The sequence below is a fragment of the Streptomyces sp. SCPE 10 genome, assembly GCF_051980735.1.
In the GTDB taxonomy this organism is placed as follows: Bacteria; Actinomycetota; Actinomycetes; order Streptomycetales; family Streptomycetaceae; genus Streptomyces; species Streptomyces misionensis.
Genome location: NZ_CP197069.1, coordinates 7,062,583 through 7,073,613 on the forward strand (window position 1 = coordinate 7,062,583; position 11,031 = coordinate 7,073,613).

Here is an 11,031-nt window from a genome sequence, read left to right on the forward strand (position 1 = left end):
GGTCAGCGGGCGAGCGGCACCCCGACGCCCAGGGCCCGCGCCCGCTCGAACACCGCGGCGGCCACCGCGATGTCCTGCACGCCCATGCCGAAGGGGTTGATCACCACCCGCTCCCGGTCCCCGACGCGGCGGTGGTAACCGCCCGAGAGCAGGGTGGGCAGGGCGGCGTCCACCGCGCGGCCGTCGCCCGGCGCGCACGCCCCGGGGCCGGTGACCCGGCCCGCGCGCGCGAGGACGCCGAGCAGGCGGTGGTCGTCGTCCACGACGAGGTCCCAGTCGTCGACGAAGAGGTGGTCGCAGCCCAGCAGCAGGCTCTCGGCCGCGTCGTCCAGCGACACGTTGACGAACGTCCCGCCGGCCGGCACCCAGTCGAGCTCCACGTACGGCTCGGTGGTGGTGGTCACCGCGATGGTCAGCTCGGCCCGCTCGACCGCGTCGCGGGGCTCGGGCACCGCGGTCACGGTGACCGCCGGGTCGGCCGCGCGCCAGACGGCCGCCAGCTCGCCGGCCCGCGCCGGGTCCTGGTCGTACAGATACAGTTCCTCGACGCCGGGGCAGGCGGTGGCGAGCAGTTCACGGTGCACCTCGGCCTGCCGGCCGCAGCCGAGGAAGGCCACCCGCCTGATCCCGGCCGTGTCCCGCACGGCCCGGACGGCGGCGATCGAGACCCCGGCGGTGCGCAGCGCACTGATCCGGCCGCCCTCCATGATGCAGACCGGGCGCGCGGTCTCGGGGTCGTACAGCACGATCAGGCCCGCCGCGCGCGGCAGTCCGAGCAGATGGTTGCCGAGCGAGGCGTTGATGATCTTGCAGCCGTAGCTGTCCCCGGACCAGCCCGGCAGGATGAGGCTGCGCGCGGCGGCGCCCGAGCCGGTGGTCCAGCGCAGCGCGGCCTCGGGGGCGAGGCCCGCCTCCTTGCGGGCGTAGGCCAGCAGGGTCTCGTGGGCGAGGTCGACGACCGGCAGGTCCGCGGTGAGCCGTCGCACGTCGGCGCTGTCGAGATAGGTGAGGGTGTCGTCCGGGAGTCCGGTCATCGGTCCGTCTTCTCTTCGGGGTGGATGTGGTTCAGCACGGCCAGGGCCGCGCGGATCTCCTCGTCGGACTCGGGAGCGCCGGCGCCCTCCGCGCCGTGCAGCTGGGGGTACTTCTCCCCGCTGTCCGGGCAGACGCACGCGATCTCCCGCAGCGCCGGGTCCAGCCGGGCCCGGACGACCGCGCCGAGCACCGCGGCGCCACCGCTGCCGCCGAGCGAGATCCCGGTGTGCCGCCGTACCAGGGAGCAGGCCGCCGCGGCCGCCGTGTCCCCGATCCGGACGACGTGGTCGACATGGCCCGGCTCGATGAACCCGGAGACCTGCCCGGACCCGAAACCCATCAGCTTGTGGGGCCGGTCGGCGGGGGCACCGCCGAGCGCGGAGGAGCCCACGGCGTCCACCGCGATGATCCGGGTCCGGGGCGCGTTGCCCCGGAAGTGCCGGGCGAGGCCGGCCAGCGTGCCGCCGGTCGAGACGGCCACGGCGACGGCGTCGAAGTGCCCGTCCGGTGCCCCCTTGACCAGCTCGGGGCCGGTCTGCCACTCGTGCACGCCGGGGTTGGCGGGCGAGGCGTACTGGTTGCTCCACACGGCGACCGGGTCCGCCGCCAGGATCTCGCGCACGGCGGCCAGCCGCGCGCCCAGCGTCCGGCCGCCCGGGACCTCGCGCACGATCACCAGGTCCGCCCCGAACGCGGTCATCCGCTCGACACTGCTGCGGGGCGTGGTGGGCTCCACCACCAGCGTGCAGCGGTAGCCGCGTTCCGCGCACAGTCCGGCGAGCGCCACCCCGAGATTGCCGGAGGTCGACTCGACCACACGCATGCCCGGACGCAGCGCTCCGGACGCCTCCAAAGCGGCCAGCAGGGCCTCGGCGGTGCGGGCCTTGATGGAGCCGAAGCGATTCTCCGACTCCAGTTTGAGCCAGACGCGGACGGTGCGGTCGCCGAGCGCGATCCGCACGGGACGCAGCGGGGTGTTGCCGATGCCGACCGAGCCGGCGGGCACCGCGAGCGCGGTGGGTTCCGTCATGGATGCTCAGTCCTCGGTGGTCTGGGTACCGGCCGCCGGCCGCTGCCGTACGGGTGGGGCGGTGCGGTGCGGGCCGATATCGGCGAGGTCGTAGCCCGCCGGATAGCCGGGGTACGTGCGGGCGGTGGGCCGGGTCATCAGCCGGGTCATCAACTGTGGGGCGAGCCGCTCGGCACGGGCGTGGCCACGCAGCCCGGCGTGGTGCAGGGCGCGGGCCCAGCGCGCCGGGCGGTCCAGGCCGAGGGCGTCGCGCGCGGGGTCGTCCAGCCGGCACGGCAGGGTGGCGCAGACCAGGTCCCGGACCGGGCGCCGGTACCAGGAGGCGTACAGGCCGATGATGGCCGTGCCCACGCGGTGGTTGCTCGGCGCCCGGTCGAAGCGCGCCCGCTCGTACTCCCGGTTGAACGCCTCGAACGTCGGATAGTCGGTGGGGATGTCCCGGATGTTCATCCGCTTGCCGACGTTGGCGAAGAAGTAGAACGCGGCCAGCCGCTCCGTCTCGCTGGTCGGGCGCCAGGCCCAGCGGTCGATCCAGCGCACCGGCTCGAACACGAACGTGGACAGGACGTAGAGCATGTCCTCGTTCGCGATGTCGAACCTGCGGTGCGCGTTGTTGATCTGCCGCAGCGCCTGGCGGCCGCGCGCGGAGTCGTACCCGCCGCGGACCATCTCGCCGAGGAGGATGCGGGTGTCGTCGTAGCGTTTCTGTGCCCGCAGCGCGAACTCTCCGGAGCCGTCGAGGACTTCGGAGATGGCGGGCACGCAGCAGGTGCGCCAGATGGCGACTTCGAGCCCCCGGCCGTAGTCCCAGGGGAACTCGCGGTCGGAGGATATGCGGTGGATCTCCTCGTGGTCCGCCTTCGGATCGAGGCTTTCCAGGTGTCTGAGTGTCGCGAAGCGGTCTCGCATCCGTACCCCGTTCACGGTGGGAGGGCGGCTACAGCGGTGTGGACCCGGTGGCGCCGGCCACCTCGGGCCGGGTGGGGTCGAAGCGGAGCGTCTCGAAACGCCACTTGAGCTGGCCGGTGAGCCAGCTGCGCAGCCCGGCGACGTGCCGCGCCAGCCGGTCCGCCGGGAACAGGGCACGCTGCCCGGCGGTGAGCCCGTCCGCGAAGTGCGCGCTCAGCTCGGTGAACCGGTCGAAGCGGCCCTGGATCATCGCGCCCACCGCGTCGGCGGAGGTCTGCAGATCGGTGCCGTGCGCGTGCTGGTGGACCAGGACGAGATTGTGCGGGTCGCCCAGCAGCGCCTCCTTCTCGCAGGAGAAGAGGTCGTTGGTCCACAGGTCGGCGTCGGACAGGGCCGCGTTCATCTCGGCGAACTCCGGGAGGCGGTAGATCTCCTCGGGCACCTCGGAGTGCGTGGTGACCTCGATGAGGTCCAGATAGGGCATCAGGGCCCGGCCGCGCCTGGCGATGTACTCGTCCAGCTCCGGCACCCGCCCGGTGAGCCGGTTCTCCGACTCCCAGGCGCAGGTCTCGAAGAAGTCCGCGACATGACCCGCGAGCCGGGTGCGCCAGGCCGGGGAGGTGAGGGGGACGGTACGGCGCCACAGGTCCGCGTAGGCCGGCCGGAACACCTTGGTGATCGAGTGGTGGGGGGTGACGGACTCGTCAACGGAGCCGTCGGCGGTGAACCAGCCCAGCACCTCCGCGCACACCTCGCGCAACCGCGCCGGGTCGGTGCCGAGCGACGTTTCGTCGAACTGGTCGTCCAGCACCAGCATGGTGCTGATCCAGTCGGTGACCAGCTGCAGCTCGAAGGCACCGGCGTGCGGATAGGCGCGGCCCATCAGCGTGCCGAGCAGGGAGCGTTCGTGGTGGCGGCGCGCCGCCTCGTCGGGCACCAGGCCGTAGCGGGCCACGAAGGCGCGGGTGCCCGCTTCGGCGTCGTCGGCGTACGGGCTGAGTTCGGCAGGGAATTCCACATGGATGTGGGGCATGCGCAGGGGCACGTTGTCACCCGTCGTCGGTGGCGGAAGGTTGGCGGGGGCAGGCTGGAAGGGGCGTCACGCGGGCAGTTGGAGGGACTTGACCTCCTGGAACTCCTGGATGCCGTGGTGGCCCAGCTCCCGGCCGTGACCGGACTGCTTGTAGCCGCCGAAGGGCGCGGCGGCGTTGAATTTCGCCCCGTTGACGTCGACCTGGCCGGCCTGGAGGCGGCGGGCCACCGAGACGGCCCGCTCGACGTCGGCGGACCAGACGGTCGCCGCGAGGCCGTACGCGGACCGGTTGGCCAGCTCGACGCCGTCCGCGTCGTCGTCGTACGGCAGGACGGCGAGGACCGGGCCGAAGATCTCCTCCCGGGCCAGGGCGGAGGAGGGGGACACCTCGGTCCACACGCTCGGGGCCACGAAGTGCCCGGCGCCTGACGGGCGGATCGCCGGGTCGGGCTCGGTCACCCGGCGCGCGCCGTCGGCGGCGGCCCGGGCCAGATGGCCGAGGACGCGCTCGCGCTGCCCGGCGGACACCAGCGGCCCCAGCCGGCAGGCCGGGTCCTGCGGATCACCCGGCACATAGCCGGCGACGACCGAGCGGGCCACGTCGAGGGCCTCGTCCAGCCGGTGGCGCGGCACGAGCAGCCGGGTGCGGGCGGAGCAGGTCTGGCCGGCGTTGTGCAGGGCGCTGTGCACGCCGTCCTCGACCGCGACCGCGAGGTCGGCGTCGGACAGGACGAGGGTGGCGGACTTGCCGCCCAGCTCCAGGCAGGTCCGCTTGACGGTGCCGGCCGCGGCCGCGCCGATCGCCCGGCCGGCCGCGAGCGAGCCGGTGAAGGACACCAGGTCGACGCCGTCGTCGGCGGCCAGCGCGGCTCCCGCCGACGCGCCCCGGCCGGGCACCAGGTTGAAGACGCCGGGCGGCAGGCCGATGCCGTCGATCAGTTCGGTCAGCAGATACGCGGAGAGCGGGGCGAGTTCGCTCGGCTTGAACACCAGGGTGCAGCCGGCCGCGAGCGCCGCGCCGATCTTGGCGACGGCCTGGTGCAGCGGGTAGTTCCAGGGCGTGATGGCGGCGACCACCCCGACCGCTTCGCGCACCACGAGGGAGTGCCCGATGCGCTCCTCCGCGTGCGCGGCGCCCAGCGCGTCGATGAACCCGTCGAGCACCTTGAGGGGCAGCCCGGCCTGGACGCGCCGGGAGAAGGTGATCGGTGAGCCCATCTCGCGGGTGACCGTGCGGGCCAGCTCCTCGTGGTGCTTGGTCAGGGCGTCGCGCAGCGAGGACAGCGCCGCGATCCGTTCCGCCGGACCGGTCGTGGACCAGTCGGGCAGGGCGGAGCGGGCCGCGTCGACCGCGCGCCGGACGTCCTCGTTCCCGCAGTCGGGCACCTCGCCGACCGTCTCGCCGGTCGCCGGGTTCTCGACGGTGATGGTCCCGGCGGCGCGCGGCGCGGTCCACCGGCCACCGAGATAGACCGACCGCAGGGGCAGTGAACTCATGGTGTGAAAGTCCCTTTCGGCGGCATGACCATGGGGGGGAATTCCGGAAGTGATTGCGGTCCACTCTAGGGACGGTTCCGCCGGGCCGGCTTGATGAATTCTGTACGGGAGAACTGCCGCCCATAAAGGGTGGTGACGGGCCGCGGAAAAGTGATTAAAGTGCGGTCCTCGAAATGTCATGACGCCGAAAAGACCCGGGAGATGGCCACCCGTGACGCCCGCACCCTCCGTACGCGCCGTGCACCCCGCCGACCGCTGGCTGCGCCGGTTCCGTCCGGTGTCCGGCCCCCGGCTGCGGCTGGTCTGCCTGCCGCACGCGGGCGGCACCGCCGGCGCCTTCCACGGCTGGGCGGCCGCGCTGCCGGACGACGTGGAGCTGGTCGCGGTGCAGTACCCGGGCCGGCAGGACCGGTTCGCCGAACCCTGCCCGCAGGACGTGGGCGAGCTGGCCGACACCCTCGCGGGCGCCCTGCTGCCGCTGTTCGACGCGCCGGTCGCGCTGTTCGGGCACAGCATGGGCGCGGCCCTCGCCTACGAGGTCACCCTGCGTCTGGAGACCCTCCACCGGGCCGTGCCGAGCCGGCTGTTCGTCTCGGGCCAGTCCTCGCCGACCCGCCCGCGGCGCGAGAGGGACCTCCACCTTCGGGATGACGACGCGCTGCTGGCCGGCCTCCTGGAACTGGGCGGCATGGACGAGGCGGTGCTCGCCGACCCGGAGCTGCTGCCCCTGCTGCTGCCCTCCTTCCGCGCCGACCTGCGGCTGATCGAGACCTACCGGCCGCGCCTCACGGCGCCGGTACGGGCCCCGGTGACGGCCTGTGTCGGCGACGCGGACCCCGACGTACCCGTCGCGGACGCCGCCGCGTGGGCCGACCTGGCCGCGACCGAATTCGACGTCCGGGTCTTTCCCGGCGGGCACTTCTATCTCGTGGACCGGGAGGCGGAGGTCGTCGCGGATATCGCCGGACGGCTCGCCGCCGTGCGTTGAGTGATTTCTTCCGGACGGACGGCGTCCGGACCATCGCCCGAGGAGTCTGGTGAATTGTGTCAGAGGAGTCTTTCCGGTGCGCAATAAGGAAAGGGGCGCCGTCGGGCATGGCCGCGGCTGAATCCCCGGCCACCTTGCTGGTGGACCGGCCGGCCCCCGGGATCGTGGTCGCCACGCTGAACCGGCCGGCCCGCCGCAACGCCCTCGACGAGGAGCTGTTCGCGCGGCTGACCACGCTCTGCGCCGAGCTGCGCGCGGACCGGTCGGCGCGCGTCCTCGTGCTGGCCGGAGCGGGCGGCACGTTCTGCGCCGGGTACGACATCGGCGAGGTGGACCGGATCGCCGGCCTGCCGCCCCTGGAACTGCTCGCCCTGCTGCACCGCCAGGCGGCGGCGGTCACCGGGCTGCGGGAGCTGCCGCAGACGGTGATCGCCGCGGTCGACGGCACCGCGATCGGCGCCGGGCTCTCGCTCGCGCTCGCCGCCGACATCCGGCTGGCGGACCCGGCGGCCCGGTTCCGTGCCGCCTTCGTGAAGATGGGCCTGTCCGGTGGCGACATGGGCGCCTCCTGGCTGCTGCCGAGGATCACCGGCCTGGGCTTCGCCTCCGAGATGATGCTCACCGGCCGCTGGGTGGAGGCGCCCGAGGCCGTCGAACGAGGGCTGGCCAACCGGGTCACCGAGCCCGGCGGGGCACGGCGGGCCGCCCTGGACCTGGCCGCGGAGATCGCGGCCAACAGCCCCGTCTCGCTCTGCCTCACCAAGCAGGTGCTGCAGAGCAACACCGACGCCCCCTCGCTGGCGGTCGCCCTGGAACGGGAGGCGCCCGCACAGGTCGTCGCCGCCCGCTCGCCGGACGTCCGCGAGGCCGTGGCGGCGTTCCGCTCCCGTCGGCCGCCCCGCTTCGACGGCGCTCTCGCGGCTGAGGGCCACGCCAACGAAGCGGGCAACCGGGTACCGCTGCAACGGAAGGACGCACCATGACCCGTCTCGACACCTCACCCGCCACCGCCGCCACCGGCACCTGGCGGCCCCGGATCATCCGCCCGGCCGACCTCGGCGTGGCCGCGAGCCCCGAAGGACTGCGGGAGTTCCTGGCCGACGCCGACGTCGCCGGGCTCCTGGTGGCCGAACGCGCCGTCTTCTTCCGCGGGTTCGGCATCGGCACCGACGGCTACGACGCGGTGGCCGACCTCCTGCTGCCCGAGCGGCTGGCGTACGTCCACGGCAACTCGCCGCGCACCAAGGTCGGCCGCAATCTCTACACGTCGACCGAGTACCCGGCCGAGTACGACATCTCCATGCACAACGAGATGTCGTACGCCCACGCGTGGCCCGCCCGGATCCTCTTCCACTGCGAGGTGGCGCCCGAGACCGGCGGGTCCACCCCGCTGGTCGACGGCCGGCTCTGGCTCGACTCCCTCGACCCCGAGGTGCGCGAGGCCTTCGCCGGCGGTGTCCGCTACACCCAGAACCTGCACGACGGCGTGGGCTTCGGCAAGAGCTGGCAGGCCACCTTCGAGACCGAGGACCGCGCGGAGGTCGAGGCCTTCCTGGCGCGAGCCGGGGCCGAGTGGAGCTGGCGGCCGGACGGCACGCTGCGGGTGACGCAGCTGCGCCGGGCGACCCTGGAACACCCGGTCACCGGCACCGAGGTGTGGTTCAACCAGGCCGACCAGTGGCACATCGCGGGCCTCGGCGAGGACGCGGCCGCGCTCGCCGCGATCCTGCCCGAGGAGGAGCTGCCGCAGAACGCCTCCTTCGCGGACGGGAGTCCCATCCCGGCCGCGTACATCACGCACATCCAGGAGGTCGGCATGCGCTCGGCGGTGGACGTGCCCTGGGAGGAGGGCGATCTGCTGCTCGTGGACAACGTCGCGGTGGCGCACGGCCGCCGGGCGTTCACGGGGGCGCGCCGGATCCTGGTGGCCATGTCGTAGCCGCGGCGCACCACCCGACGAAGCCCGCCGGTCGGTGCGACCGGCGGGCTTCGTCACAGCGGACCGGGGCGCGCTACGCGCCGCGCAGCGGTGAGCGCTCCGCCGCGACCCGCTCCAGCTCCGCCACCGCGCCCGCGACGCTCGGCAGGGCCAGCATCCGGCGCTGCGCACCCCGCGCCCGCCGGGTGAACCCCGGGTCCTGGAGCACCTGCTCGCAGCCCTTGGCGATCTCGGCGGCGTCGACGTCCCGGATGCGGGCGCCCAGGCCCAGCTCCTCCACCCGGTCCGCGTTCTGCGGCTGGTCGCCGAAGACGGGCAGCACCGCCATCGGCACCCCGGCCCCGACACACTCACGGATGCTGTTGTACCCGCCGTGCGTGAGCATCAGCTGCGCGCACTGCAACAGCAGCGGCTGGGCGAACGACTCGACCAGGTGGACGTTGCCGGCGACACGCTCCCGCTCCACCGGGACGCCGCCGGTCGCGACCACGGCGACGCAGTCGACCCGCGACAGGCCGGCGACCATGGTGTTCAGGAGCGTGGTCGGGTTGTACTTCGCCCACCGGTCCAGCGGGATGTTGTGCTCCTCCGGGCGCAGGTCCTTGAACTGCGGGAGCGCGGTGCCGATCGCGGCCACCACCAGCGGCTTGTCCGTGGGCAGCTGGGCCACCCACTCGGGCAGGCGCTCGTCCCGGTCGACCGTGGCGGGCTGCCGGTAGGCGAAGGTGTGCGGGGTCGGATTGGCGATGAAGCTGTGGTCGGGGGGCATGCAGTCCAGCCGCCCGTAGCGGAAGATCGCGTGCGGGTCGTCGGTGGTGGGCAGCCCCACCTCCGCGCGGCGTTCGTTCAGTGGCGCCAGGACGAGGGCCGGGTCGAACACGTTGCCGCTGCCGGAGGGCACCGGCAGATGCGGCACGCCCAGCTCCTCGCCGACGAACGACGCCGCGAACTCCGTGCCGTCACGCAGGATCAGCGCGGGCCCGAAGTCACGGGCGATCGGGAGCAGCGCCCGGAAGGTGTCGGCGAGCTTGGGGCCGACCCGGGACGAGGAGCCCGGGGCGGGCAGGGCGCCGAGGACCGAGACCGGCTCGTGCGCGAACACATGGGTCAGCTCCGGCGGGACGACGACGAGCACCTCGTGACCGGCCTCGGCGCAGGCCCGGGCCAGTGGGAGCATGGCGCGCGCGTGCGAGGGCTTACCGGTGACGGTGCACAGGATGCGCATGACGGTTCTTCCTCCGATGCGGGGGTGGGGACGTGGTTGTGGGGGCAGGTGGAAGGTGGGGGAGCGGGCGCCGGCCGGTCAGCCGGTCCGGTGGACGGCCTGCCGGGCCAGGGCGCACAGCTGCGCCGACCAGTCGGGGTCGAGGGCCCGCCGGGCGACCTCCTCGGCACTGCGCAGCCGCTCGGCGATGGCCGACTCGACGGTGTCGCGAAAGCCGTTCGCCAGCAGCAGGTCGTGCAGGCGCTCCTGGTCGGCGCCCGCCAGGTCGTCGCCGACCAGGGCCGCGATCTCCGCGTCGTCGCGCAGCGCGTACGACATCAGCAGCGTCATCTTGTGCTGCCGGAAGTCGAGTCGGACCGGCTTGCCGGTCAGCTCGGGGCTGCCGAAGGCGTCCAGCAGGTCGTCGCGCAGCTGGAACGCCTCGCCGACGGCCAGCCCGTACTCCTCGAACGGGCCCAGCAGCTCGCCGGCCCCGGCGAGTTCGGCGCCCATCGCCAGCGGACGGTAGACGGTGTACCGGCCCGACTTGAACAGCGCGATCCAGCGGGCGAGTTCGGGATCGGGCACGAACCGGGCGGCGGCCCGCACATCCAGGAACTGACCGATCATCAGTTCCGTGCACAGCTCGCCCCAGACCCGGCGGGCCCGGGGCGGGCAGTCGGCGAGCAGCCGTTCCGCGTAGACCAGGGCGAGGTCGCCGGCGAGGACGGCGACGCCCTCGCCGTACCGGCGGGGCTCGCCCCGCCAGCCGCGCTCCCGGTGCAGCGCGGAGTGCGCCCGGTGCGCGGTCGGCTCGCCCCGGCGCAGCTCCGAGTCGTCCATGACGTCGTCGTGCAACAGCGCGAAGGTGTGCAGCAGCTCCAGGGCCGCGGCCACGTCCACGACGGCATCGTCGTCGGGATCGCCGCCGCCCGCCAGATATCCGGCGACGCAGAAGGCCGGGCGCAATCGCTTGCCGCCACTGCCCACCATGCGGGCCACGCAGTCGATCAGTTCCGTGGAATCCGGGTTGCGCTCCGCCCAGACGCGGCGCTCCTCGGCGAGGAATTCCTGAATGCGCCGCTCCACTCGGGCCACGAGGAAATCGAGGGTGTCGCGGGCGGTGTCACCGGTGATTCGACGGCTCGTAGGAAGGGCTGTGGACATGGTTGATCTCCTGTTGCCGGGCCGACCTCAACCTGCCCTTTCTCGCACACCCAAGCCGCTCTGGAAAGGGGCAGCTTGACGTATAGCCGCTGTCCAGGCCGGTATGACGGGGGCGGGCTAATCTCCTCGAAGCGCGCGGACCCCGTCCGCCGGGAACCGCATTCTTTTCCGTGTCTTGTGCGAGCAGGAATTCCCCTCCCGCGCAACCGTAGGTGAATGGCGAGGAATT

Annotated in this window: 10 protein-coding genes; 3 read left to right on the forward strand and 7 right to left on the reverse strand. The window is 73.3% G+C overall.

Features of this window, described 5'->3' with window-relative positions; all coding sequences use genetic code 11:
• Positions 1-2 precede the first annotated feature (2 nt).
• The 5 genes from ACSP97_RS32330 to ACSP97_RS32350 form a co-directional block, all read right to left on the reverse strand.
• Entirely contained in the window at positions 3-1,034 is a 1,032-nt protein-coding gene (locus ACSP97_RS32330) for an ornithine cyclodeaminase (protein ID WP_355150602.1), read from the reverse strand.
• Positions 1,031-2,065, reverse strand: coding sequence for a cysteine synthase family protein (locus ACSP97_RS32335; RefSeq protein ID WP_355329110.1), 1,035 nt, complete (start codon positions 2,063-2,065; stop codon positions 1,031-1,033). Before ACSP97_RS32335 ends, ACSP97_RS32330 begins: the two co-directional genes overlap by 4 nt.
• 6 nt (positions 2,066-2,071) lie before the next feature.
• Positions 2,072-2,974, reverse strand: coding sequence for an oxygenase MpaB family protein (locus tag ACSP97_RS32340; RefSeq protein ID WP_355150598.1), 903 nt, complete (start codon positions 2,972-2,974; stop codon positions 2,072-2,074).
• A gap of 28 nt (positions 2,975-3,002) precedes the next feature.
• Complete coding sequence (locus tag ACSP97_RS32345) at positions 3,003-4,007, reverse strand: terpene synthase family protein (protein WP_358269864.1); 1,005 nt, start codon at positions 4,005-4,007, stop codon at positions 3,003-3,005.
• Positions 4,008-4,073: 66 nt separating this feature from the next.
• Positions 4,074-5,504: an aldehyde dehydrogenase family protein gene (locus tag ACSP97_RS32350; RefSeq protein ID WP_440555542.1), complete on the reverse strand. Its 1,431-nt coding sequence runs from the start codon at positions 5,502-5,504 to the stop codon at positions 4,074-4,076.
• A gap of 211 nt (positions 5,505-5,715) precedes the next feature.
• Here ACSP97_RS32350 and ACSP97_RS32355 point away from each other — a divergent pair, with 211 nt between their 5' ends.
• From ACSP97_RS32355 to ACSP97_RS32365, 3 genes are all read left to right on the forward strand, one after another.
• Positions 5,716-6,492: a thioesterase II family protein gene (locus tag ACSP97_RS32355; RefSeq protein ID WP_355150592.1), complete on the forward strand. Its 777-nt coding sequence runs from the start codon at positions 5,716-5,718 to the stop codon at positions 6,490-6,492.
• Between the two features lie 107 nt (positions 6,493-6,599).
• Positions 6,600-7,475, forward strand: a complete 876-nt coding sequence (locus tag ACSP97_RS32360; protein ID WP_440555544.1) for an enoyl-CoA hydratase/isomerase family protein — start codon at positions 6,600-6,602, stop codon at positions 7,473-7,475.
• Positions 7,472-8,431: a TauD/TfdA family dioxygenase gene (locus ACSP97_RS32365; protein WP_358269867.1), complete on the forward strand. Its 960-nt coding sequence runs from the start codon at positions 7,472-7,474 to the stop codon at positions 8,429-8,431. The genes ACSP97_RS32360 and ACSP97_RS32365 overlap by 4 nt, the downstream gene beginning before the upstream one ends.
• 73 nt (positions 8,432-8,504) lie before the next feature.
• On the opposite strand, the gene ACSP97_RS32370 is transcribed toward ACSP97_RS32365, so the two are convergent.
• Complete coding sequence (locus tag ACSP97_RS32370; RefSeq protein ID WP_355329100.1) at positions 8,505-9,656, reverse strand: glycosyltransferase; 1,152 nt, start codon at positions 9,654-9,656, stop codon at positions 8,505-8,507.
• 78 nt (positions 9,657-9,734) lie between these two features.
• A complete protein-coding gene (locus ACSP97_RS32375) occupies positions 9,735-10,802 on the reverse strand; it encodes a polyprenyl synthetase family protein (protein ID WP_440555547.1) in 1,068 nt (355 codons plus the stop codon).
• Between the last annotated feature and the right edge of the window lie 229 nt (positions 10,803-11,031).

Excerpts from the sequence above, each read along its gene's own strand:
- ACSP97_RS32330 (WP_355150602.1), bottom strand. The coding sequence starts at position 1,034 with ATGACCGGACTCCCGGACGACACCCTCACCTATCTCGACAGCGCCGAC.
- ACSP97_RS32335 (WP_355329110.1), bottom strand. The coding sequence starts at position 2,065 with ATGACGGAACCCACCGCGCTCGCGGTGCCCGCCGGCTCGGTCGGCATC.
- ACSP97_RS32340 (WP_355150598.1), bottom strand. The coding sequence starts at position 2,974 with ATGCGAGACCGCTTCGCGACACTCAGACACCTGGAAAGCCTCGATCCG.
- ACSP97_RS32345 (WP_358269864.1), bottom strand. The coding sequence starts at position 4,007 with ATGCCCCACATCCATGTGGAATTCCCTGCCGAACTCAGCCCGTACGCC.
- ACSP97_RS32350 (WP_440555542.1), bottom strand. The coding sequence starts at position 5,504 with ATGAGTTCACTGCCCCTGCGGTCGGTCTATCTCGGTGGCCGGTGGACC.
- ACSP97_RS32360 (WP_440555544.1), top strand. The coding sequence starts at position 6,600 with ATGGCCGCGGCTGAATCCCCGGCCACCTTGCTGGTGGACCGGCCGGCC.
- ACSP97_RS32365 (WP_358269867.1), top strand. The coding sequence starts at position 7,472 with ATGACCCGTCTCGACACCTCACCCGCCACCGCCGCCACCGGCACCTGG.
- ACSP97_RS32370 (WP_355329100.1), bottom strand. The coding sequence starts at position 9,656 with ATGCGCATCCTGTGCACCGTCACCGGTAAGCCCTCGCACGCGCGCGCC.
- ACSP97_RS32375 (WP_440555547.1), bottom strand. The coding sequence starts at position 10,802 with ATGTCCACAGCCCTTCCTACGAGCCGTCGAATCACCGGTGACACCGCC.